Origin of the sequence: Arthrobacter halodurans (assembly GCF_041877255.1) — a bacterium.
GTDB classification, from domain to species: domain Bacteria; phylum Actinomycetota; class Actinomycetes; order Actinomycetales; family Micrococcaceae; genus Arthrobacter_N; species Arthrobacter_N halodurans.
The window spans coordinates 70,951-94,400 of sequence record NZ_JBHDLJ010000010.1; the positions used below are offsets into that span (position 1 = coordinate 70,951).

19 protein-coding genes and 1 riboswitch are annotated in these 23,450 nt (G+C 72.7%); of the genes, 10 read left to right on the forward strand and 9 right to left on the reverse strand.

The window, feature by feature from the left end; genetic code table 11:
• Positions 1-16: 16 nt before the first annotated feature.
• Both ACETWP_RS12425 and ACETWP_RS12430 read right to left on the reverse strand, forming a co-directional pair.
• Positions 17-349 carry a hypothetical protein gene (locus ACETWP_RS12425; protein ID WP_373972567.1) on the reverse strand — a complete coding sequence of 111 codons (333 nt, stop codon included), beginning with the start codon at positions 347-349 and terminating at the stop codon, positions 17-19.
• 13 nt (positions 350-362) lie between these two features.
• Positions 363-506, reverse strand: a riboswitch (SAM riboswitch).
• A gap of 90 nt (positions 507-596) precedes the next feature.
• Positions 597-3,998 (reverse strand): DEAD/DEAH box helicase, encoded by a 3,402-nt coding sequence (locus ACETWP_RS12430; RefSeq protein WP_373972568.1) that lies wholly within the window; start codon positions 3,996-3,998, stop codon positions 597-599.
• 86 nt (positions 3,999-4,084) lie between these two features.
• Here ACETWP_RS12430 and ACETWP_RS12435 point away from each other — a divergent pair, with 86 nt between their 5' ends.
• Positions 4,085-4,540, forward strand: coding sequence for an SRPBCC family protein (locus ACETWP_RS12435; RefSeq protein ID WP_373972569.1), 456 nt, complete (start codon positions 4,085-4,087; stop codon positions 4,538-4,540).
• Here ACETWP_RS12435 and ACETWP_RS12440 read toward each other — a convergent pair.
• Both ACETWP_RS12440 and ACETWP_RS12445 read right to left on the reverse strand, forming a co-directional pair.
• Positions 4,537-5,733, reverse strand: a complete 1,197-nt coding sequence (locus tag ACETWP_RS12440; protein ID WP_373972570.1) for a VIT1/CCC1 transporter family protein — start codon at positions 5,731-5,733, stop codon at positions 4,537-4,539. The genes ACETWP_RS12435 and ACETWP_RS12440 overlap by 4 nt on opposite strands.
• Before the next feature lie 372 nt (positions 5,734-6,105).
• Positions 6,106-7,611, reverse strand: a complete 1,506-nt coding sequence (locus ACETWP_RS12445) for a sodium:solute symporter family protein (RefSeq protein ID WP_373972627.1) — start codon at positions 7,609-7,611, stop codon at positions 6,106-6,108.
• 252 nt (positions 7,612-7,863) lie between these two features.
• Between ACETWP_RS12445 and ACETWP_RS12450 the strand changes: the two genes are divergently transcribed.
• The 3 genes from ACETWP_RS12450 to ACETWP_RS12460 all read left to right on the forward strand — a co-directional run bounded on the left by ACETWP_RS12450 (position 7,864) and on the right by ACETWP_RS12460 (position 11,107).
• On the forward strand, positions 7,864-8,439 hold the full coding sequence (locus tag ACETWP_RS12450; RefSeq protein WP_373972571.1) for a helix-turn-helix domain-containing protein: 576 nt from the start codon (positions 7,864-7,866) through the stop codon (positions 8,437-8,439).
• A 224-nt stretch (positions 8,440-8,663) separates the two neighbouring features.
• Positions 8,664-10,088 (forward strand): hemolysin family protein, encoded by a 1,425-nt coding sequence (locus ACETWP_RS12455; RefSeq protein ID WP_373972572.1) that lies wholly within the window; start codon positions 8,664-8,666, stop codon positions 10,086-10,088.
• Positions 10,085-11,107 (forward strand): CNNM domain-containing protein, encoded by a 1,023-nt coding sequence (locus ACETWP_RS12460; protein ID WP_373972573.1) that lies wholly within the window; start codon positions 10,085-10,087, stop codon positions 11,105-11,107. Before ACETWP_RS12455 ends, ACETWP_RS12460 begins: the two co-directional genes overlap by 4 nt.
• A gap of 54 nt (positions 11,108-11,161) precedes the next feature.
• Here the strand turns inward: ACETWP_RS12460 and ACETWP_RS12465 are convergent, their stop codons facing one another.
• Complete coding sequence (locus tag ACETWP_RS12465; RefSeq protein ID WP_373972574.1) at positions 11,162-11,692, reverse strand: hypothetical protein; 531 nt, start codon at positions 11,690-11,692, stop codon at positions 11,162-11,164.
• A 169-nt stretch (positions 11,693-11,861) separates the two neighbouring features.
• On the opposite strand from ACETWP_RS12465, the gene speB reads away from it, so the two are divergent.
• A complete protein-coding gene (gene speB, locus ACETWP_RS12470; RefSeq protein ID WP_373972575.1) occupies positions 11,862-12,854 on the forward strand; it encodes an agmatinase in 993 nt (330 codons plus the stop codon).
• Positions 12,851-14,590, forward strand: coding sequence for a thiamine pyrophosphate-binding protein (locus tag ACETWP_RS12475; RefSeq protein WP_373972576.1), 1,740 nt, complete (start codon positions 12,851-12,853; stop codon positions 14,588-14,590). The genes speB and ACETWP_RS12475 overlap by 4 nt, the downstream gene beginning before the upstream one ends.
• A 10-nt stretch (positions 14,591-14,600) precedes the next feature.
• Here the strand turns inward: ACETWP_RS12475 and ACETWP_RS12480 are convergent, their stop codons facing one another.
• The 4 genes from ACETWP_RS12480 to ACETWP_RS12495 all read right to left on the reverse strand — a co-directional run bounded on the left by ACETWP_RS12480 (position 14,601) and on the right by ACETWP_RS12495 (position 18,603).
• Positions 14,601-15,791 carry an FAD-dependent oxidoreductase gene (locus ACETWP_RS12480; RefSeq protein ID WP_373972577.1) on the reverse strand — a complete coding sequence of 397 codons (1,191 nt, stop codon included), beginning with the start codon at positions 15,789-15,791 and terminating at the stop codon, positions 14,601-14,603.
• Positions 15,788-16,549, reverse strand: coding sequence for a methyltransferase domain-containing protein (locus tag ACETWP_RS12485; protein ID WP_373972578.1), 762 nt, complete (start codon positions 16,547-16,549; stop codon positions 15,788-15,790). Before ACETWP_RS12485 ends, ACETWP_RS12480 begins: the two co-directional genes overlap by 4 nt.
• Positions 16,536-17,672, reverse strand: coding sequence for a type III polyketide synthase (locus ACETWP_RS12490; RefSeq protein ID WP_373972579.1), 1,137 nt, complete (start codon positions 17,670-17,672; stop codon positions 16,536-16,538). The genes ACETWP_RS12485 and ACETWP_RS12490 overlap by 14 nt, the downstream gene beginning before the upstream one ends.
• Before the next feature lie 76 nt (positions 17,673-17,748).
• Positions 17,749-18,603: an inositol monophosphatase family protein gene (locus ACETWP_RS12495; protein WP_373972580.1), complete on the reverse strand. Its 855-nt coding sequence runs from the start codon at positions 18,601-18,603 to the stop codon at positions 17,749-17,751.
• Positions 18,604-18,740: 137 nt separating this feature from the next.
• On the opposite strand from ACETWP_RS12495, the gene ACETWP_RS12500 reads away from it, so the two are divergent.
• The 4 genes from ACETWP_RS12500 (at position 18,741) to ACETWP_RS12515 (ending at position 23,438) form a co-directional block, all read left to right on the forward strand.
• Positions 18,741-19,226: a MarR family winged helix-turn-helix transcriptional regulator gene (locus ACETWP_RS12500; RefSeq protein ID WP_373972581.1), complete on the forward strand. Its 486-nt coding sequence runs from the start codon at positions 18,741-18,743 to the stop codon at positions 19,224-19,226.
• An 80-nt stretch (positions 19,227-19,306) separates the two neighbouring features.
• Positions 19,307-20,812 carry an MFS transporter gene (locus tag ACETWP_RS12505; protein ID WP_373972628.1) on the forward strand — a complete coding sequence of 502 codons (1,506 nt, stop codon included), beginning with the start codon at positions 19,307-19,309 and terminating at the stop codon, positions 20,810-20,812.
• Between the two features lie 56 nt (positions 20,813-20,868).
• Positions 20,869-22,137, forward strand: a complete 1,269-nt coding sequence (locus ACETWP_RS12510) for a CaiB/BaiF CoA transferase family protein (RefSeq protein ID WP_373972582.1) — start codon at positions 20,869-20,871, stop codon at positions 22,135-22,137.
• 119 nt (positions 22,138-22,256) lie between these two features.
• Entirely contained in the window at positions 22,257-23,438 is a 1,182-nt protein-coding gene (locus tag ACETWP_RS12515) for an acyl-CoA dehydrogenase family protein (protein ID WP_373972583.1), read from the forward strand.
• Positions 23,439-23,450: the final 12 nt, after the last annotated feature.

Sequence of the window (23,450 nt, forward strand, 5' to 3'; positions counted from 1 at the left end):
CCGTCGTGCGGGATGCTCAGGCGCGGCCGGTCGCGAGGCGGAAGAAGGACGTGCCGGCGCGGGAGTGCGCCCCCGGGATCAGCACGCGGCCGAGGTCGGGGTTCCACTCCACGCGGACGGGCGCGCCCGCGGCGGCCCGCGCCAACGCGTCGAAGTCCTCGGCCGCGAGCACCCACTCGATCCCGTCCGCGCTGACGCGCACCAGGCGGCGGTCGGGGCACAGGCGGAGCGTCGCTGCGATCCAGTCGTTGGGGAAGCGTGCCGCGCCGACGGGCGCGCCAGCGCCGGCGCGCCGCCGGACGGAGGGGTGGGAAGCGGTGGAACGGGGGCGGTGCCGCAGGGTGGTCATGGCGGTGCCTTTCGGATTGTCCTTGCCGGCGGCGGCTGCCGCGGGCCGCTTCGTCATCCGAACCACCCGCCGAACAATCCGGGACCGCGGCCGAGGCCGGGTCCCCGTGTGGGGTTGGTGCATGGCCAGTCGGAGCTTGGCGCCATGTCTCGTGAAGCTGGGTCCAGCCTAGCCCACCGCCGGACGGCCCGCACCGTGTCGCGCCCGCGGGGTAACACGCGCTCCCGGAGCGCTTCCGCGGGGCGCGTTAATCCTTGAGCAGGTCGCGGATGTCGTCGGCGGTCATGGCCGAACCGAAGCCCTCGCCGTCGTCCATCACCGAGGAGATCAGCTGGCGCTTGGCGTCCTGCAGCGCCACGACCTTCTCCTCGATGGTGTCCTTGGCGACCATGCGGTAGACCATGACGTTGCGGGTCTGCCCGATCCGGTGCGCGCGGTCCACGGCCTGGGACTCCGCGGCCGGGTTCCACCACGGGTCCAGCAGGAAGCAGTAGTCGGCCTCGGTGAGGTTCAGCCCGAATCCGCCGGCCTTGAGGCTGATGAGGAACACGGGCGCCCGTCCGGTCTTGAAGTCCCCGATGACCTCGGAGCGCTTGCGCGTGGAGCCGTCCAGGTACGCGTATTCGACCCCCTCCGCCTCGAGCCGAGCCGCGGCCTTCTTCAGGAACGAGGTGAACTGGCTGAACACCAGCGCGCGGTGCCCCTCGGCGAGCACGTCCTCGAGCTGCTCGAACAGGACGTCCAGCTTCGCCGACGGGACGCCGTCGTACTCCGCGTCCACGAGCGACGCGTCCAGCGAGAGCATCCGCAGCAGCGTGAGCGACTGGAAGATGGTGAAGCGGTTCTTGTCCATGTCCTCGACCAGGCGCAGGATCTTCTGCCGCTCCCGCTGGAGGTGCGTGTCGTAGATCTTGCGGTGCTTCGCCGTGAGCTCGACGTGGAGGACCTGCTCCTGCTTCGGTGGCAGGTCGGTGACGACGGCGGACTTCGTGCGGCGCAGCATGAACGGCCGGATCCGCCGCCGGAGCCGGGCGAGCGGCTCGTCGAGCCCCTGCTTCTCGATGGGCCGCTGGTACTCCTCGGCGTAGCGCACGGCCGACGGGAAGAGCCCGGGGGAGACGATTGCGAAGATCGACCACAGCTCCATGAGGTTGTTCTCCATGGGGGTGCCGGTGATCGCCAGCTTGAAGCGCGCGTCGAGGTCGCGGGCCGCGTGGTGGGCCTTCGTGGCCTTGTTCTTCACGAACTGCGCCTCGTCCAGGATCAGGCCGGCCCAGGCCACCGAGTGGTACGCCTCGGCGTCGAGCCGGAAAAGCGTGTAGGACGTCACGACGACGTCGTGCGTGGCGGCGAGCGCCGCCAGGGCGTGCGGCGCCCGCGCCTGGGTGTCGGCGACGAGGGCCACGCTGAGCCCCGGCGCGAAACGCGCCGCCTCGTCGGCCCAGTTGGACACGACCGACGTCGGGGCGACCACGAGGAAGGGTCCGGGCACCAGCGGCGAGGACGACGCCGGCGCGTCGGCCGCCGCGGCGAGGTGCGCCGCCGTCGTGGCCGGGTCCGCGCTGGCCCACTGCTGCTTCGCGTGCAGGATCAGGGCGAGCGTCTGCAGGGTCTTGCCCAGGCCCATGTCGTCCGCGAGCACGCCGCCGAGCCCGTTGCGCCACAGCATCGCCAGCCAGGCGAAGCCGTCCCGCTGGTAGGGGCGGAGCTCCGCATGCAGGTCCGCGGGCAGCTCGGCCGGGCCCGCCTCGGCCAGGTTCAGCAGCGAGCCGACGCCCGCGTACCAGGAGTCGGGGCCCTCGGTCTGCGTGGCCAGCGCGTCCAGCTCCTCCCACAGGGACGCCTGGTAGCGGGTGATGCGCAACTCGTGCGGGCGGTCCTGGAGGTGCCCGGCCTCGGTGACGAGCTCGCGCAGCTTGTCGAAGAGCGGGTGGTCCAGCGAGAAGTAGGTCTTGTCCGGCATCAGCATGCGGTTCTGCCCCCGGGAGAGGGCGCGGAGGATCTCGGCGAACGGGATGCGGCGCTCGCCGACGGCGATGACCAGTCCGAGGTCGAACCAGTCGCGGCGCTCCGACTCCACGGTGGTGACGGTCAGCTCGGGGGACTCGGTGAGCTCCCGGTATTCCGGCTCCCGCCCCGTGACATCGATCCGCAACCCGTCGAGCTCGCCGAGGGCGGGCAGGGTGCGGCGGACGAAGTCCACGGTGTCCAGGCCGCGCAGGGTCCGCGGCGCCAGCACCCGGCCGGCCAGCGCGGGCGAGTCCTCGAGGACGGCGAGGGCGGCGTTCTCCAGGGCGGTCTCCGACTCCGCGTCGCGGGTGTCGGCGTCAACCGGCATGGGGCCGTAGTCGAAGTTCCAGTCCAGCTCGGCGACGTCGCCGCCCGGGTACCCGACGCTGAGCACCAGCTTCGGGGGCAGGATCTCCGGCAGCTCCACGGACCCGTCGAGGCTGACGACCGCGACGCGCCGCCCGAGCCGGGGGTAGACCTTCGCCAGGAAGTCCCCGATCTCCGGCGCGGGCACCTCGATGCCCTCCGGGTGGCGGAGCAGCTCGAGCTCCGTGGGGTCCAGGCGACCCTCCACGGGGGCCAGGAGGACCACGGCGGAGTCGTCGGTGGCGGCGTAGATGCCGTGGTTGCCGATGGCGCCGGCGGGGCGGTGCCCGTCCAGCTCCACGAGCCCGCCGTCGATGGACAGCGTGGGGACGAGGCGCAGCGGGGAGTCCGCCGCGCCCGAGGCGTCGCGCAGCGCGGCGAGCGCCACGGCGGCCGGCGCCGTGAGGCGGACCTCCGCGTCCGGTCGCGTGCCGATGAGCCGGATGCCGAGGTCGCCGGTCTCGGCCAGCAGCGCCCACAGCAGGGGGGAGCTGAACTCGTCGAGGTACAGCCAGTCGTTGTCCTCGCCGAAGTAGAGCTGCCCGTTGGCCCGGTAGAGGGGCACGAACTGGCAGAACCAGCGGTGCTGTTCGGGATCGAGGTTCAGCCCGTAGGTCTTGAAGCTGATGGTGTTCCACCGCAGGTTCCCGCGCACCCAGCGGCCGTTGCCGGAGCGGACCATGGGACGCACGCCAAGCCGCCAGCGGTGCGCGGCGGCTCGCTGGTGCCCCACGCCGGAACCGGGGGCCCACTGGCGGTGCGCGGCCACGGTGGTGTCCTGGAGGTCGAACTGCAGGGCCATCTCCTGGAGGACGGCGCGTTCGGCGGCCGCGTGCGAGCGGCCCGGGGTCCGGGGCGCGGCGGCGGCCGCCCGGGAGCCCGCGCCGAGCAACCCGTTCAGGCTCTCCTGCCACGCGGGCGCGGTGGCCGCGGCCGCGGTGTTCTCGAAGAAGACGTCGCGGGAGCGCAGGTGCAGCGTGTTGGAGTGGATGAGCAGCGCCGCGCCGTGCTTGCAGTCCACGCCGACCGGGCAGGAGCAGCGAAGGCCGGAGACCGTCCACGCGCCCTTCTTGTCCACCAGGGATACCGCGCATGCGTAGGCGACGGGATCGGTGCCCTGCACGCGTCCGGCGAGTTCCCCGGCGGCGGGGTCCCAGGCGAGGTCGGTGATGCGCTCGCTGTTGGCGTAGGCCTTGCCCCGCGTGAACGCCGCACCGCCGACAACACGCAGAATCTCACGGGCATCGACGAGCGGGTATGCGGATTCGGCCATCCTCCCATCGTTTCACGAGCGCGGCCCCGCCGCGAACCGGCCCCCGCCCCGGGACGCCCTCCGCGACGCGGCCCTAGACTGGGGCGATGGACACCTCCCCCTACCTCCAGTCCCGCCAGCGGCTCGTGCCGGCACCGCCCCGTGCCGTGTTCGAGCTCCTCGCGGACCCCGCCATGCATCCGGTGATCGACGGCTCCGGCACGGTGCGCGCCGCCCGCGGGGGCTCGCCGGACCGGCTGCGGCTCGGCGCCGAGTTCGGCATGGACATGCGGCTCGGCGTCCCGTACCGGATCAGCAACACGGTGGTCGAGTTCGAGGACGGCCGCACGATCGCCTGGCGGCACTTCAGCGGGCACCGCTGGCGCTACGAGCTGGAACCGGTCGACGGCGGCACGCTCGTCCGCGAAACCTGGGACGCCAGCCGGCTCAAGCACAAGTGGGCCCTGCGCGTGCTCGGCTTCACCCGCACGACGCCGGGCAACATGGAGCGCACCCTGGAGCGCCTCGCCGCGCAGTTCGACGGCGGCGCGACGCCCTCCTAGGCGACCGTGGTGCCGAACGCCAGGCCCAGCGCGTAGGTCACGGCGGCGGCCCCGAGGCCGATGGCCAGCTGGCGGAGGCCGCGCTTGGCCGGCGACGCGCCCGAGAGCAGTCCGACGACGCCCCCGGTCACCAGCAGCGCCAGGCCGACGAGGACCACCGCGACCGCGACCGCCGCGGACCCGCCGAGGCCCAGGAGGTACGGCAGGATCGGGATGAGCGCGCCGGAAGCGAAGAAGCAGAAGCTCGCGCCGGCGGCACCCAGCGCCGAGCCGATGGTCTCGTGCTCGCGCTGGTCGTCCGCCTCGCGCTCGGGCTGCAGCGACATCGAGGGGTTGCAGTCGCACGAGAAGTACCCCATGCGTTCCGCCGCCCGGTGCTCGGCGTCCTCGTCGTTCATGCCGCGCGCCTTGTAGACCAGGACCAGTTCGTTGGCGTCCAGGTCCAGGTCCGGGGCCGCGGACAGCGTGGCCTGCGTGGGCCGCGAGGCGGCGAGCAGCTCGCGCTGGGAGCGCACCGAGACGTATTCGCCGGCCGCCATCGACAGCGCTCCCGCGAGCAGGCCGGCGATGCCGGAGAAGAGGATCAGGGCGCTGGAGACGCCGGTCGCGCCGATGCCCATGACCAGGGCCAGGTTGGAGACGAGCCCGTCGTTGGCGCCGAAGACCGCCGCCCGGAAGTTCCCGGACAGCCGGGTGCGCCCGCGGGTCGCGAGCCCGCGGACCACCTCCTCGTGCACCAGCTCGTCCGCGGCCATCTGGCGCGTCGCGTCCTGGTCCACCGCGTAGGGGGAGTTGCCCTCGGCGCGCTGGGCCAGCGCGAGGACGAACACGGAGCCGAAGTGGCGCGCGAGGAAGCGCAGCAGGACGCGCCGCAGGGACGGACGGACGCGGCGGTCCGCGTGGTCCCCGAGCATGTCGAGCCAGTGCTGCTCGTGGCGGTGCTCGGCGTCCGCCAGGCCGAGGAGGATGCGCCGCTCCTCGCCCTCGCGGTCCGCGGCCAGTTCCCGGTAGACGGCTCCCTCGGCGCGCTCGTCGGCGAGGTACTTGCGCCAGCGCCGGAGGTCGCGCGGGGTCGGGGTGCGGCGGTCCGCATCGGGCGAGCCCGCCCGCGTCCCGGCCGGGACGGGGATATCGGTGCCGGCGCGCGTGCCGGCGGCGCCGGTCGTTTCCCTGGGTGTCGGGTCCGGTGTCATCGTGGGGTCCTCGGTTCGGTTCGTTGCTCCCGAGACTGCTCGGGAGGCGACGGCCGACGACCTGTACGGGGGTACAGCGAACCTCGGCCGCCGCGGCGGGCCGAAGGTCTCGCTCGCCCGGACTGGGTCCGGGTGGATTGCCGGGTCACGCCTGCGTGACCAGTATGTCGACAAGTCCTCCGCCGCCGTCGCGCCCCGAGTCGCGTACTCGCGAACCGTTTCCGGGTGCTGGGGCGGGCCTGGAACTACTCCCCTTCAGCGTCCGAGTATACCGGGTGGGCCGGAGGGGGCGTGCGGCCGGGACGCCGACGGCCCCGCCCGTGCCGGCTGGCGCGGGCGGGGCCGTCGGCTCCCGGGGCGTGTGCGCGGTGGCTACCGGGCGGTGTCGCCCCTGAGCGCGGCGCCGTGTTCCGCGCCCTCCCTCGTGCCCTCCGCCGGGACCCGGCCGGCGACGCGCTCGTTCCAGGCATCGATCACCTCGGGCCGCGTGGCCGGGGTCAGGACGCTGGCGAGCAGGTAGACCACGACGGACGCGGCGAGGCCGTAGTATATCGGCTCGTTGGCGTAGACGCCGTCGTACTGCTGTTCGGCGTTGACCTCCAGGACGATCATGGTGGTCAGCGTCACGACGGTTCCCGCAGCCATGGAGAGGGCGGCGCCGACGCCGTTGCCGCGCTTCCAGACCAGCCCGCCGAGGATGGCGACCAGGAGCCCGCCGACGAGGATGTCGTACGCGATGGTCAGCGCCGCCACGACGTCCTTCACGATGATGGCCAGGACGATCGCGACCAGGCCCAGCCCGAGGACCCAGAGCCGGTTCGCCCGGACGTCGTGCTCCGGGTTCCGGCCGGTGTTGACCTCGATGTCCTTGCCGAACCAGCCGGCGACGAAGGGCGTGACGTCGGTGCGCGCCACGGTGGCGGCGGCGATCAGGGCGCCGGACGCGGTGGACATCATGGCCGCGACGGCGGCCGCGAGGACGATCCCGCCCACAGCGACCGGCAGCAGGTTCATGGCCACCTCCGCGTAGACGACGTCCTTGCCCAGGTTCTCGACGTCGATCGCGGGCAGCGCCACGCGCGCCGCCATCCCGATGGCCGCGCCGGCGACGCCGTAGAGCACGCAGTAGATGCCGGCGGTGGCGCCGCCCCAGCGGGCGACCGTGGGGGTCCTGGCGGTGAAGACGCGCTGCCAGATGTCTTGGCCGATCAGCAGGCCGAGCGTGTAGACGACGAAGAAGGTGATGATCGTCTGCGTTCCGATGCCGTCCCACTCGAAGAAGGACTCTTCGAGGCGCGCGCGCATGCCGCCCATGCCGCCGGCCGCGTTGAGCGCGAACGGCAGCATGAGCGCGAAGACGCCGACGGTCTTGATGACGAACTGGACCTGGTCGGCCAGGGTGATGGACCACATGCCGCCGATGGTCGAATACACCAGGACGATCGCGCCGCCGATCGCGATGGCCATCCAGCGCTCCCAGCCGAAGAGGACCACGAAGATCGTCGCGTAGGCGCCGGTGGAGGTCGCGCACAGCATCAACGTGTAGGCCAGCATGACGACGGCGGAGGCGTGGGTGGCGTTGCGGCTTCCGTAGCGCAGGGTCAGCATCTGGGAGACCGTGTAGATCTTCAGCCGCTGGAGCGTCGGCGCGAACAGCAGGCTCAGCAGCAGGACGCCGATGCCGATGGCGATGACCAGCCACGCCCCGGACAGGCCCCAGCGGTAGCCGAGTCCCACGCCGCCGACGGTCGAGGCGCCGCCGAGCACGACGGCGGCCATGGTTCCGGTGTAGAGGAACGGGCCGAGGCGGCGGCCGGCCACGAGGTAGTCGCTGGAGTTCTTGGTGCGGGACTTGCCCCACCAGCCGAACAGGAGCATCGCGGCCAGATAGGCGACCACGATGGCCGCGTTGATGAAGTCCAAGTTCTTGCCCTTCTGTCGTGCGTCGGGGGGTGTGTTTTCTCAGAGAAAACAGATGTTGCGCATTAGGCTAGTGTGATTCGGCTAACACGTCAATTGACCTAAGCTGTCCTGCATCGGCAGTCCGTCACGCCCGCCCGCCGAAGACCGCCCGCATCCGCCCCGGCGCCGACGCCCGTCGCCGCCCGCCCAGCCCGGAGAACCACGCCCATGAAGGCCCTGCCCGTCGAGCCCAGCAACGCGCCGATCGCCATCGGATCGCGGATCCGCGCCGCCCGCCACGCCCAGCGACTGACGATCGAGCAGGTGGCGGCCTCCACGGGCCTGACCAAGGGGTTCCTGTCCCGCGTCGAGCGGGACCTCACGTCGCCCTCCGTCGCGTCGCTGGTCACGCTGTGCCAGGTGCTGTCCGTGTCGGTGGGGGAGCTGTTCGCCCAGCCGGAGACGCACGTGGTCCGCCTGGGCGACGCCCCGCGCATCTCGCTGGGCGGCCGGGGCATCGTGGAGCGGCTGCTCACGGCGCGCTCCGAACGGCGGCTCCAGGTCATCCGCGCCGTGATCGAACCGCGCGGCGAGGGCGAGTCCGAGCTGTACTCCGTGGACTGCGAGGCCGAGGTGCTGCACGTGGTCTCCGGCCGGTTCATCATCATCTTTTCGAACGAGCGCTTCGAGCTGGAGGCCGGCGACACCGTCACCTTCCCCGGCCGCGAGCCGCACTCGTGGATCAACCCGACCGACAGCGAATCCGTCGTCCTCTGGACCCTGGTTCCCGCGGCATCCAGCTAGCGGGCACGGGCACCTCCAGTCCGCCGGAACCGGTCGGTTTCTCATTTTCCGTCAGTACAGTGGGGCCACCGATGTCCCACCACCGGAGGAAGGATGCTGGTCCAGCTGAGTACCATCTTGGGGGTCGCCGACGCCCCCGGTCATCGTCGTTCTGTCGAGTCGGGCCCCCTGGGCGGCCGCGGGCGTGAGCCGGCGGCGGCCGGTGGCGGCGGAGGGCCGCGCCGGTGATCGCGGCGGCGCTCACGCTGTTGGTCGGCATTCTGGTGATTCTGGCGATCATCGCCGCCAACGGCTATTTCGTGGCGCAGGAGTTCGCCTACATGTCGGTGGATCGGACGCGGCTGGCGACCCGCGCCGAGGCCGGGGACGTGGCGGCCCAGCGGGCACTGAAGGTGACCCGCCGGACCTCCTTCATGCTCTCGGGCGCCCAATTGGGCATCACCGTCACGGGTCTGATGGTGGGGTATGTCGCCGAACCCCTGGTCGGGGAGTCGCTGGGCGTGCTGCTCGGGGGAATCGGGGTTCCTGCGGCGGTGAGCATCTCCGTCGGCACGGTGGCCGCGTTGGTCATCGCGACCGTCGTGCAGATGATCTTCGGTGAGCTGTACCCGAAGAATCTCGCGATCGCGAATCCGGAACCACTGGCTCGCGGGCTGGCGCGGTCCACCACCGTCTACCTCACGGTCTTCGGGTGGCTGATCACCGTCTTCGACCACGCCGCCAACGCCCTGCTGCGGGCGCTGCGCGTGGAGCCCGTCCATGACGTCGACACCACGGCAACCGCGGAGGACTTGGACCGGATCGTGGCCGACTCCCGCGAGAGTGGGGACCTGCCCGAGGACCTGTCGATGCTCATAGACCGCGTCCTCGACTTTCCGGACCGCGACATCGAACACGCGATGATCCCGCGGTTCCAGGTAGGCACCGTCACCCCGGACACCACCATTGGCCAGGTGCGCGCGCTGATGGCCGAGGCGCACACGCGGTACCCGGTCGTCTCGGACACCGAGGAGCCGCTCGGGGTCGTGCAGCTCGCCGATCTGCTGGACGCGGCCGTTCCCCGCGACGCGTCCGTCACCACCGTTATGCGCCCCCCGCTCGTCCTGCCGACGCTGATGTCCCTGCCCGATGCCTTGGAGCAGCTGATGCGGTCGCGCAACCAACTCGCCTGCGTCATCGATGAGTACGGCGGATTCACGGGTGTCATCACCATCGAGGACCTGGCCGAGGAACTCGTGGGCGAACTCACCGACGAGCATGACAACGAGGCGCCCCCGACCATCGAGGCGGAGCGGGACGCGACCTGGCGGATGAGCGGCGGCGTCCACGTCGACGAGGTGGAGCGGGCCATCGGCCACGAGCTGCCCGAGGGCGACTACGAAACCCTTTCGGGACTGCTCATCGCCGCGCGCGGACAGCTGCCTGTCGTCGGCGAGCGGGTCACGGTGGCGCTCCCCGGCGATCCCCGCGACCTCGTGCTGGACGAACCGGTCCACAGGGTGCTCGCGGTCGACGTCATCGACGTGGAGCGGCATGTGCCCAGCGAGCTGCTCGTGCACCTGCGCGAAGTGGCGCCGGAGAAGGCGGACGCGGAGTCGGGCGAGCAGGCCCCGGTCCACACCGAGCCGAGCCAGGAGGAGACACGATGACGGATCCACTGTCCGTGACAATTGTGACCACGCTGCTCATCGTGTTGAGCGCGTTCTTCGTCGTCATTGAATTCGCCCTGCTGGGCGCCCGCCGCCACCGGCTGGAAGCGGAGGCCGCCACCAGCCGGTCCGCCCGCGCCGCGCTGCGCGGCATCAACGAATTGACCATCATGCTCGCCGGGGCGCAACTCGGCATCACCGCCTGCACCTTCGCCCTCGGGGCCATCACCAAACCGGCCGTGGACGCCTGGCTGGGACCCGTGTTCGCCTCCTGGGGCGTGCCGGAGGGCGTCGCCGGCGGGACGGCCTTCGCCCTGTCGCTGCTGTTCGTCACCTTCCTCCACCTCGTGGTGGGGGAGATGGCACCCAAGTCCTGGGCGATCGCGCACCCGGAGATCTCCGCGAAGCTGATCGGACTTCCCGCGCGGGGCTTCATCTGGTGCTTCCGTCCCCTGCTGAGTTGGGTCAATGAGGTGGCCAACCGGCTGGTTGCGATGAGCGGGGTCACGCCGGTCGAGAGCGCGGCCGTCGGCGGCCAGGACGCCGACACGATCCGCCACCTCGTGGAGCACTCCGCCGCGGCGGGAGCCCTCGATGCTTCGTTCAGGACCCAGCTGTCAGGCGTCCTGGAGCTGCAGAAGCTCACCGTGAAGTCGCTGATCGCCCCGGGCGGCACGCCGACCGCCGTGTCCGGCAACGCGACCATGGCGGACCTCCAAGGGGCGGCGGCCCGGTCGCGGCATCTCCGGATCCTCGTGGAGGGTGGCGCGGGCGGAGCGCCGGGGGTGGTGCATGTCCGGGATACGCTCCTCGAGCCGCCGGAGCGCCGCGTGGGCGAGATCGCCAGGCCCGCCTTCCGGCTCGACGCCGCCACGCCCGTGTACGAGGCGCTCGCCCGGATCCGCAGCGCCGGGGAGCAGCTGGCCGCGGTGATGGAGGACGGGCGCTTCATCGGCGTCATCACCCTGTCCGACGTCATGAGCCTGGTCCTCCCCGGTTCCACGCAACCCGCCACGTGACGAGGTGACGGGACCGGCGGTTCGTCCCGCCGCATCGAGCTGATGTCCCGGCCGCTACCGCCGCAGCGCGCCCGGCCGGGGAAGTTCGAGCGCCTCCAGCAGGTCCCCGAGCATCCGGTCCAGCTCGCGCCCGGCCTGCGTCACCTTGTTGATGCCGAACGCGGCCAGCGGAGCCCCCGGCTGTTCGAAGCCGACGACGGCGCGCCCCCGACGGTCCTCGTGCAGCTCGAGCCGCAGGGGGACGTGGATCATGGCCGCCGGGCACAGGCGGAAGATCCGCGCCTGCAGGGTGAGGCTGCCGATCAGGTACGTGACGCTCGCGGTGTCGCTGCCGGCCGGCCGCATCAGCCAGCCGGGATCCTCGGTCCGGAAGCGGCACAGCCCGTAGGGCGCGTCCCGTTCGGCCTCGCGCCTCAGCTGCTCCCAGCCGGCGCCCCGCGCGACCGCGGCCCGGATCCGCTCCGGCTCGAAGGCGGGCACCAGCGCCTCGAGGCGACGGCGCAACACGTCGAAGGGCGCGCCGGTGGAAACGCTGATCCGCCGGGCCGGATACTCGGCGCCCGACTCGTTGCCGTCGTAGCTCACGCCCCCACCCTAGGCGAGTCGGCCTTGACTGTAACGCCCGCCACAAATAGCATTCAATGCAACGAATGTTGCTTATTGGACAACTGGCGACAGTGCCGGGCACCCCGCGCCGGGCACCCCGCGCCGGGCGCCTTGCCCGGGACGCGCCGCCGGCCAGCAGAGGAGAACCATGGAAGAGATCCGCATCGAGGCCAACGGGAACATCGGTCCCATCGACTCCGCGCGCATCCCGCGCTTCGCGGGCGCCGCGACCTACGCCCGGTTGCCGCGCCTGGACCAGGTCTCCAACGCCGCCATCAAGATCGTCGGCGTGCCGTTCGACGCCGGCGTCTCCTACCGCCCGGGCGCGCGGTTCGGCGCCAACCACGTGCGCGAGTCCTCGCGCCTGCTGCGCCCCTACAACCCGGCGCTCGACGTCAGCCCCTTCGAGAACGTCCAGGTCGCCGACGCCGGGGACATGGCCGTGAACCCGTTCAACATCAACGAGGCCATCGAGACCGTCCAGGACAACGCCTTGGCCCTCACGGCCGACGGCGCGTCCCTGCTGACCCTCGGCGGCGACCACACGATTGCCCTCCCGCTGCTCCGCGCGGCCGCCGAGCGGGCCGGCGAGCCGGTGGCGATGCTGCACTTCGACGCTCACCTGGACACGTGGGACACCTACTTCGGCGCCGAGTACACGCACGGCACCCCGTTCCGGCGCGCGGTGGAGGAGGGCATCCTCGACACCGAGGCCATCTCCCACGTGGGCACCCGCGGGCCGCTCTACGGCAAGAAGGACCTCGACGACGACCGCCGCTTCGGCTTCGGGATCGTCACCAGCGCGGACGTCTACCACCAGGGCGTCGCGGAGGTCGTCGCGAAGCTGCGCGACCGCATCGGCAACCGGCCGCTCTACATCTCCGTGGACATCGACGTGCTGGACCCGGCCCACGCCCCCGGCACGGGAACCCCCGAGGCCGGCGGGATCACCAGCCGCGAACTGCTGGAGATCCTCCGCGGCATGCGCGGCATGAACCTGGTGGGCGCCGACGTCGTGGAGGTCGCGCCCGCGTACGACCATGCCGAGATCACCGGCGTGGCCGCCTCCCACGTCGCCTACGACCTCGTCACCCTCATGGCGGACCGCCGCGCCGCCACCGCAACGAAGGACGCCTCATGAGCACCGACACCACCGGAACACGCGTCGGGGCCCCAACGGCCGCCGCCGACAAGGCCGGCCGCAACGGCGGGGACCTGGTCATCGAGACCCTCGAGGCGCTCGGCGCGCGCACCGTGTTCGGCATCCCGGGCCAGCACGCGCTCGGCCTGTTCGACGCGCTGAGCCGCTCCGGGCTGCACTTCGTCTCCTCGCGCGTGGAGAACAACTCGGCGTTCGCCGCGGACGGCTACTCGCGCGCCACCGGGGAGGTCGGCGTCCTGTTCCTCTCGACCGGCCCCGGCGCCCTGACGAGCCTCGCCGGGCTGCAGGAGGCCTACGCGACCGGCGTCCCGATGGTTGTGGTCGCGAGCCAGATCCCGCTGGACGGGCTCGGCGCGCGCCGCAAGGGCATGCTGCACCAGCTCGACGACCAGAAGGCCTCGGCCGCCAACGTCACCAAGAGCCAGCGGACCGTGCACCACGCCTCCGGCATCCCGTCGGCGATCCAGGACGCCTGGGCGGACGCCATCACTGTCCCGCAGGGACCCGTGTGGGTGGAGGTGCCGCAGGACGTCCTGCTGGCCCCCGTCTTCGTGCCGCCCGTCGCCGACGCCCTCGCCGAGGCCTACGAGCACCCGCCGCGCGTCGAGCTGGTCGAGGAGGCCGTCCGCTGGCTCTCGGCGGCGAAGCGCCCCGCGATCGTGGCCGGCGGCGGCGTGCGCCGCGCCGGCGCCCGGGACGCGCTGCTGCGCGTCGCGGAGAAGCTGCGCGCCCCGGTCGTCTGCTCGCCCGGCGGCAACGGGGCGTTCCCCTGGACGCATCCGCTGAGCCTCCAGTCGTGGGTCGAGGACCGGCACACCACCGAGGTGCTGGAGGAGGCGGACGTGCTGATCGTCGTCGGGTCCTCGCTGGGCGAGGTCACCTCCAACTACTTCACGCTGGAGCCGCGGGGCCGCCTGATCCAGATCGACGCCGAGCCCCGGGTCCTCGAGTCGAACCGCCCGGCGCTGGGCATCCGGGCCGACGCGCGCGCCGCGCTCGAGTACCTGGACGACGCGCTGGGACGGCTCGTCGCCGCCGGCGCGGAGGACTACCCCGCGGAGGGTCCGGACTGGGGCGGCGTGTCGCCGGAGGCCCTGGTCGCCGGGACGCTGGAAAAGGTCCGGGCCCGCCTGGACGCCCAGGATCTGGACAAGGAGCGGACGTTCATGGCGGACATCCGCGCGGCCGTCCCGGACGCGATGCAGACCTTCTGGGACATGACCATCTCCGCCTACTGGGGCTGGAGCTGCTGGGACGCGCGCGGCGGCGAGTTCCACTCCGCGCAGGGCGCCGGCGGCCTCGGGTTCGGCTACCCCGCGGCCATCGGCGGCGCCGTGGGCCTCGCGGTCGCCGGGGAAAAGGGCCTGGAGGGCCGAGTGCTGGCGGTCTCCGGGGACGGGTCGGCCATGTACTCGATCGCCGAGCTGGCGACCGCGCGGCAGCACAACGTCCCGGTCACCTGGCTGATCGTGGACGACGGCGGCTACGGCATCCTGCGCGAATACATGGTCGGCGCGTTCGGCAAGGCCACGGCCACCGAGCTCGCGCGCCCCGACTTCGTGGCGCTGGCCGAGTCCTTCGGGGTCCCCGCCCGGCGGGTGGAGCCCGGAGGCGTCCGCGCGGCGCTCGAGGAGTCGTTCGCCGCGGACGGTCCGAACGTGGTCGTCGTCGAGACGCTGCTGCGGATGTTCGCGCCCACGCACCTGGACGCGTAGGCCGCGCGGTTCAGGCGCGCATGGCGAAGCGGTGCGCGATGCCGTCCGCGAGCGGGCGGCTCCGCAGCGCCTGCCGGATCAGCGCGTTGCGCCCGTGCAACAGGGGGCCCGGCAGCGGGCGGCCGAGCGCCATGTTCACGTGGGCCTGCCGCCCGGCGGACCGCGCCGCGGCCAGGCGCCGCCGCGAGAACGCGGCGAGCTCCGCCTCCGTCGGCTCCCGGTCCGCCAGCAGCAGGCCCGCCAGCTCCGCGGCGTCGGCGAGGCCCAGGGTCATGCCCTGGCCGCCGATCGGGCTGACCTCGTGCGCCGCGTCGCCGATGAGGACGGTCCGGCCGGCGGCCATGGTCTCCACGGTGCGCCGGCGCGTCGCGAACCAGCTGAGCATGCTGTTGCCCGCCGGGTCGACGCGCCGCCCGGTCCGCCGGAGGATCTCCTCCGTCAGCCAGCGCGGGTCGGTCCGCGCGCCGTCCCCGGCGCCGGCGCCGCCGGAGGGCCCCGGGTCGTCGCGCCGCCCCAGCCGCACGACCCACCGGCGCACGCCGCCGGGCAAGGGGAAGCATTCGACGATGCCGCGTTCGTGCAGGAACAGGACCGCCGTGGGTCCGAACCCGGAGTCGTCGGCGAAGTCCCCCATGAGGTAGCGGTCCGGGTACCCGCGGCCGGACGCGGCGAAACCGCCCGTGTCGCGGACGGCCGAGCGCGTCCCGTCGGCGCCGACCAGGTACCGGGCGCGCAGGAGGCCTGCCGGGGGCTCGGCTCCACCGCCGTGTCCGTCCAGGCGCACCGCGACGCCGTCGCCCCGCGGCGACCCTTCCGCGCCCCGCACCGACACGCCGCGCCGCAGCGCGCCCGGCGCGATCTCCGCCAGCCGGTCCTCCAGCAGGCGCACGGTCACGGCCTGCGGCAGGGCGAGCACGTAGGGGTGCGCTCCGCCGAGCACGCCGAAGTCCAGCCCGGCGACCGTCCGGTTCCGGGCGACGGCCCGGCCGCCGCGGATGCGCACGCCCGCGGCGACGGCAGCGTCCCCGACGCCGGCGGCGTCCAGCACGTCCAGCCCCGGGGGGTGCAGGCCGATGGCCCGGGAGCCCTCCGCGGCCGACCCGCGCCGCTCGAGGACCCTGACCTCCGCCCCGGCCTGCGCCAGCAGGATGGCCAGGCTGAGTCCTGCGGGTCCGCCTCCGGCGATCGCGACGTCGATCACGCGGGCCCCCGCGGTGTCCGTGGCGCACCGGGGTGCCCCGCGCGCCACACCAGCAGGTTGCGGAACGGCCGGCGCCGTCTGGCCGCCCACCCGTCCGGGGCCTCCGCCGCGATCTCCGCCGTCGTGTAGCTGCGGCGGATGGACACCAATCCGTCGTGCAGGATGAAGGAACCGGGCGCCAGGGGCAGCGCGGCGACGGAGAACAGCAGCCAGGCGGCGGGGGAGCGGCGGATGTCGTTGTGCACGGCGATTCCGCGCGCCAGCCGTTCGGTGTCCGCGAGCAGGCCGGCGAGCGCGGCGCCGTCGAGGTGGTGCAGCACGTGGTTGGACACGACGGCGTCGAACGCGAGACCTTCCGCCACGAGATCCGCGCTGGTGGCCGCGCGGAACTCGACGCGCTCGGGCCCGACGCCCGCCCGCCGGGCCGCGGCGACCGCGAAGGACCGGGCCCGCTCGTCCGGGTCGATGCCGACGATCCGCAGGCGGATGCCGTCCCGCGCCGCGCGCCGGGCGAGATCGAGGGCGACGTCGCCGCCGCCGCAGCCGATGTCCAGGAGTGTCGCGGTCCCGTCGCGGGGCAGCGCGGGACGCAGCAGGTCCGCGTAGATCCGCCCCCAGCCGGCGAGCCCGCGGTTGACCCACGGGAAGCGCGCGTAGGTCCGGCGCAGGGCCTCCGGGTCGCAGTCCGGGCCGTCCATCAGCTCGACGGCGTCGACCGCGCGCCGGGCGAGCGGCAGCCGGGCGCTACGCCCCGGCATGCGCGGGAAGGAGGGTCATCAGCGACGTCTCCACCGTCAGTCCCGGTCCGAACGCCATCGAGCACACCCGCCCCTCCCCGCCGCCGTCCAGGATGTCCTTGAGCACGAACAGCACGGTCGCGCTGCTCATGTTGCCGTAGTCGCGCAGCACCCGCCGGGCCGGCTCGAGCTGCGCCTCGGACAATCCCAGCCGCTTCTCGACGCGGTCCAGGATCGCGCGGCCCCCCGGGTGGATGCCCCAGTGCGGGATGTCCTTGAACTCGACGCCGCCCAGGCTGGCGTCGCGGGCCAGCAGCGGCTCGAGCGCCCCGACGATATGGTCGTCGATGATGTGCGGCACGTAGGTGCCGAGCACCATCTCGAACCCCTCGTCGCCGATGTTCCACGCCATCGAGTCCTCCCCGACGGGCGTCAGGACGGTCTCGAAGTGGTCCAGGGAGAACGCCGCCGCCCCGCCGGGCAGGTCCGTCCGGGCCGTCACGATCGCCGCGGCCGCCCCGTCGGCGAAGAGCGCCGAGCCCATGATGGTGTCCGGGTTGTTGGACGTCCGCACGTGCAGCGAGCACAGCTCGGCGCAGACGACCAGCACCACGGCGTCCGGATCCGCCTCGCAGAACAGCTTCGCCGCCCGCAGCGCGGGGAACGCCGCGTAGCAGCCCATGAAGCCGAGGTGGTAGCGCTGCACGGACGGCGCGAGCCCAAGCGCGCGCACCAGCTGGTAGTCCGGCCCCGGGTTGTAGAAGCCGGTGCAGGACACCGTGACGACGTGGGTGACGTCGCCGGGACCCAGGCCCTCCGTCGCGTCGAGCGCCTTGCGCCCGGCCTCCACGAACAGGGTCCCCGCCTCCCGGGCGAACACCGCGTTGCGGACCTTGGTGCTCGGGCTGAGCAGCAGGCCCGACGCGGAGTCGAAGAAGACGGGATCCTCGCTGCCGGAGTCCAGCCTCATCTCGTCGACCGCGGTGTAGCGCGTGCGGATGGCCGCGGAGTCGAAGGAGGTGGCGACGAGCCGCTGTCCCAGCCGGGTCAGCCCGGGCTGGGCGGCGAAGACGTCTCGCGCCTGGTCCTGGTGGAGGATCGTCGAAGGGACTGCGGTCTCGATCGTGCGCAACATTACGGGCATGACCTGAGCCTATGCGGGCGGCGGTTGGGGGTAAAGGGCGATGTTCCCGCCCCGGCCGGCGCCCGCGCCCGCGGTGCTAGCCGCGGGTGTAGCCCGCGCGCCTGCGGGCGGCGACGAGGCGCTCGACGACCGCGACGGCGGTGGGCGCGCTCCCGCCGGGGCCGATCGCCACGTAGCAGGGCGCCTCGTGCGCCGGGCGCGCGCCGTCGTCGTAGCCGAAGGGCAGGTAGCTGCCGCCGGCCCGCCGCACGATCAGCGCCCCGGCGGCCACGTCCCAGGGATTCGTGTCCAGTCCCAAGGTGACGTCGGCCCAGCCCGCGGCCACGTGCGCGAGCATCAGTGCGGCGCTGACCTTCCGGCGCAGCGTCGCGTAGGTGTCCACGAGTTCGGCGAATGCGTCCAGGCCGGCCCGCCCGTCGATGCGCAGGGCCTCCGCGGACGGGTAGTCGGTCATGATGGAGGCCTGGGCCTCCGTCGCGTGGGCGCGCGGCCGCAGCGTCTCGCCGTTGAGGTAGGCGCCGTCCCGGTCGGCCGAGAACATCAGCTCCGCGACGGGGTCGTAGACGACGCCGGCGAGCAGCTCGCCGTCGAGCGCCGCGGCGATGGAGACGCAGAAGAACGCGACGCCGTGTGCGAAGTTGCTGGTCCCGTCGATGGGGTCGACGATCCACTCGATCCGGCCGGAGCCGCGGTGCCCGCCCTCCTCGCCGAGGATCCGGCTGTCCGGCACGGCGGCGAACAGGTGGCGCGCGATGGACTCCTCGGACGCGCGGTCGTGCGCGGTGACCAGATCGTGGTTGTTGGTCTTCTTCTCGGTGCGGACCCCGGAGCGGAACGCCGAGCGGAGCATGGGTCCGACGCCGGCGGCGGCGTCCTCGGCCACCGAGCGGAGGCGGGCGGCGAGCTGGCGGGTGTCGTCGGTGGTGTCCACGCCTCCAGCCTAGTGCGGGGCCGCCGGGACGTCCGTGAGGTCCCGCACATTAGTTTACAAGGTCAACTAATCGGTCTTATGGTTGCTAGAGGCAATATTCGCCCCGATCAACTTTCCTTCCGAAGGGACCCGTGCCCGTGCCGCTCGAACGTCCGACAGCCCTCGACCTGGTGGAGAGCGTCCAATCGCTGCACCAGGTCCTCAAATGCGTGGCCCACGCGGGGGTGCGGCCCGGCCGGCCCGGCATCGGACCGCTCGCCGTGCTGGTGCGCGTGCACAACAACGAGCCGGTCCGCGCCACCGACATCGCGCGCGCGCTGGGCATCGGTCCCGCGTCGCTGAGCCGCCATGTGGCGGAGCTCGAGTCCGCCGGCATGCTGCTCCGCGATCAGGATCCGGCCGACGCGCGGGCCCAGCTGCTCCGCCTGACCGGCGCGGGCCGCGCCGCCGTCGAGGAGTCGACGGCGCACCGCGCCGAGCTGCTCGCCGAGCTCCTGGACAACTGGGACGAGGCCCGAGCCCGCGACGCCGTCACCCTGCTCGACGAGCTCGCGGACGTCCTGCGCGAGGGCCTCTCCCGCGACGCCGCCAGCCGTCCCGAGCCCAGGCAGGCCGCCACGTGAGCGCCGCGGACCGGGCCACCTCCGCCCACGAATCCGGGACCCCCGCGCCGATCCGGGAGGCCCTGGCCGACAAGCCGCAGATGACGCAGAAGGAGGTCCTGCGCGCCCTCGTCGGCGTGCTGGCCAGCTTCTTCGCGGCCATGCTCGCCGCCACCGTCGTCTCGATCGCACTGCCGACCATCATGGCGGAGCTCGGCGGCACCCAGACGGACTTCGCGTGGGTCATCACCGCGGCCCTGCTGGCCAACGCCGCCAGCACGCCGATCTGGGGCAAGATGGCGGACCTCTTCGACAAGAAGCTCCTCACGCAGGTCGGCATCCTCATCTTCGTCGCCGGATCGCTGCTGGCCGGGTTCGCGCAGAACATCCCCATGCTGATGTCCGCCCGCGTCGTCCAGGGGCTGGGCATGGGCGGACTCACGGCGATGGGCATGGCCGTGATCGGCAGCATCATCCCGCCGCGCGAGCGCGGACGCTACTCCGGGTACTTCGGCGCCGTCATGGCCGTCGCGACCGCGGGCGGTCCGCTGCTCGGCGGCTTCATCGTCGACACGCCGCTCGGGTGGCGCTGGACGTTCTGGATCGGCATTCCGCTGGCGCTGGTGTCGATGGTCCTGATCCACAAGACCCTCCATCTGGTGCACGTGCCGCGCCGCGTCTACATCGACTGGGCGGGGGCCACGCTGGTCACCGCCTCGGTGAGCACGCTGCTCATCTGGGTGTCGTTCGTCGGCAAGCCGGGGCATTTCGCGTGGGGCTCCTGGCAGACGCTGGCGATGGTGGGCGCCTCGCTGCTCATGGTGGCCGCGCTGCTGTTCGTCGAGTCCCGGGTGCCCGAGCCGGTCATCCCGCTCAAGATCATCGTGCAGCGGACGCCCGCGCTGGCCATCGTCGCCTCGATCGCGATCGGCGTGGGCATGTTCGGCTCCGGCGCGTTCCTGGGCCAGTACTTCCAGCTCTCCGCCGGCGCCACGCCGACCGAGGCAGGCCTCTTCACGCTGCCGATGATCCTCGGCAACCTCGTCGGCTCGGTGCTCTCCGGGCAGCTGATCAGCCGCTTCGGCCGCTGGAAGGTCTTCCTCGTCGTCGGCTCGCTGCTCAACATCGGCGGGCTCGGGCTGCTGGGGACCATGGACCAGGCGACCCCCTACTGGATCCTCGCCCTCGGCATGCTCCTCAACGGGCTGGGCATGGGCATGATGCTGCAGAACCTGGTGCTCGCCGTGCAGAACACGGTCAAGGTCACCCAGATCGGCACGGCCAGCTCGTCGGTGGCGTTCTTCCGCTCGATCGGCGGCGCGGCCGGCGTCGCGGTCCTCGGCTCAGTGCTCTCGGACCGCGTCGGCGCGCTGACGCTCGACGGACTCGCGGCCGCGCACCTCGTCTCGCCCGACGGTGCCGGCAGCCCGGTCGGCGGATCCTCGTCGATGGATTTCTCGGCGCTGCCGGCGAACATGCAGTCCATCGTCCAGGGGGCCTACGGCGAGGCGACGGCGGCGATCTTCCTGATCTCCGCCGCGGTGGCCGTTCTCGCGTTCCTCTGCGTCGTCTGCATCAAGGAGGTTCCGCTGCGGCGGTCGGTGTAGCCCCGGCCGGTGCCGGGTGGGCTAGCGTGGGACGTGGACCACCCGAAAGGAGCCCCGTGCCACGCATCGAGCCCGACGACGACGTCGGCGCCGCGGCCCCGGCCGCGCTGCCGCTGCACGGCGTGCTGGTCGCGGACTTCTCCCGCGTCCTCGCCGGACCGCTGTGCACGATGACCCTCGCGGACCTGGGCGCCCGCGTGATCAAGGTCGAACGCCCCGGAACGGGCGACGACACCCGCGGCTGGGGGCCTCCGTTCTCCGCCACCGGGTCCACCTACTTCGAGTCGGTGAACCGCAACAAGGAATCCGTGGCGCTGGACCTCGCGGACCCGGACGGCCTCGCCGCGGCCCGCCGGCTGGCCCTGCGCGCCGACGTCGTGGTGGAGAACTTCAAGCCCGGCGGCCTGTCCCGGCTGGGCCTGGGCTACGCCGAACTCTCCGCGCGGAACCCCGGCCTCGTCTACGCGTCCATCTCGGGATTCGGCGCGGAGGCCGGCGCGGACCTGCCGGGCTACGACTTCATCGCCCAGGCGGTCGGCGGGCTCATGAGCATCACCGGGGACCCCGGCGGCGAGGCGCACAAGGTCGGCGTCGCCCTGGTCGACGTGCTGACGGCCAAGGACGCGACGATCGGCATCCTCGCCGCGCTCCGGGCCCGGGACCGCTCCGGGCGCGGCAGCCACGTCCGGGTGAACCTGCTCTCCAGCCTGCAGGGCGCGCTCGCGAACCAGGCGCAGGCCTATCTGGGCGCCGGCGTCGTTCCGGGGCGGATGGGCAACGAACACCCCTCGATCGTCCCGTACCAGGCGCTGGCCTGCGCGGACGGCCCCCTGGCCGTCGCCGCCGGCAACGACGGGCAGTTCGGCCGCCTGTGCGCGGAACTCGGCGTGCCGCTTGTGGCCGAGGACGCGCGCTTCGCGACCAACAGCGCGCGGGTCGCGCACCGCCGGGAGCTCGTTCCGCTGCTGGAGGCGGCGCTGGCGTCCGCCCCGGCCGCCGCATGGCAGGAGCGACTTACGGCGGCCGGGATCCCCGCCGGGCGCGTCGCCGGGATCGACGAGGGCATCGCGTTCGCCGAATCCCTGGGCCTGGAGCCCACGATCGACGTGCACGACGCCGCGGGCACCGCGGTCGGCCGCCAGATCCGCCACCCCGCCACCTGGGAACCGCCGCTGGTCTCGCCCACCCGGGCCCCGCCGCGCCTCGGCGAGCACACGCGCGAGGTCCTCGACTGGCTGGGAATCCCGCCAGCCGGGTCCGCCGAACCCGCGGCGCCCTCGCACCCCGCGGCGCCCTCGCACCCCGCGGCGCCGTCCGGTGGATAACGCCCCGGCGCGCGTCCGCGCCCCGTCCATTCCGCATCCCGTCCCGCACGTCCGTCGTCCAGCCATCCAATGATCCACCATCCGGTGACGCACCGTCCCGCCTCCGAGGAGCCTCCGCCATGTCCAGCCCCGACACCACCACCGCCGACCCGTCCGACCTGATCGACTTCGATGCCCTGCTCACGCCCGGCGAGCTGGCGCTGCGCGCCACGGTGCGGGAGTTCGTGGCGGCGGAGATCAAGCCGCACATCGCCCGCTGGTACGACGAGGCGGTCTTCCCGCTGGAGATCGTCCCCCGGATGGCGAAGCTCGGCCTGCTCGGCATGCATCTGGACGGCTACGGCTGCGCCGGACGGTCCGCGGTCGAGTACGGCGTGGCCGGCGCGGAGCTCGAGGCCGGCGATTCCGGGCTGCGGACCTTCGTCTCGGTGCAGGGTTCACTGGCCATGTCGGCGATCCACAAGCACGGCTCCGAGGAGCAGAAGCTCGAGTGGCTGCCGCGGATGGCGGCGGGCGAGGCGATCGGCTGCTTCGGCCTGACCGAGCCCACCGCGGGGTCGGACCCCTCCAGCATGAAGACGTTCGCCCGGCGCGAGGGTGGGGGGTGGGTGCTCAACGGGTCCAAGCGCTGGATCGGCCTGGCCAACGTGGCGCAGGTCGCCGTGATCTGGGCGCAGACCGAGGACGGGATCCGCGGGTTCGTCGTCCCGACGGAGACCCCCGGGTACGCGGCGACGCCGATCCCGCAGAAGCTCTCCATGCGCGCGTCCATCCAGTGCGACATCGAGCTGACCGACGTCCGGCTGCCCGACGAGGCCGTCCTGCCGCACGCCGTCGGCCTCAAGGGCCCGTTCTCCTGCCTCAACGAGGCCCGCTACGGGATCATGTGGGGCGCCATGGGCGCGGCGCGCGACTCCTTCGAGGCCGCCCTGGCCTACTCGCGGGAGCGCCTCCAGTTCGACAAGCCGCTGGCCGGGTACCAGCTCACCCAACTGAAACTCGTCGACATGGCCCTCGAGATCAACAAGGGATTCCTGCTGGCGCTGCACATCGGGCGCATGAAGGACGCCGGCACGCTCCAGCTCCACCAGATCTCCGTGGGCAAGCTGAACAACTGCCGCGAGGCCATCAAGATCGCCCGCGAGGCCCGGACCATCCTGGGCGGCAACGGGGTGACGCTGGAGTACTCGCCGCTGCGGCACGCCAACAACCTCGAGTCGGTCCGCACCTACGAGGGGACCGACGAGGTGCACACCCTGATCCTCGGCCAGAAGCTCACGGGGATCCCCGCGTTCCGCTGAGGCGGCGCCGCG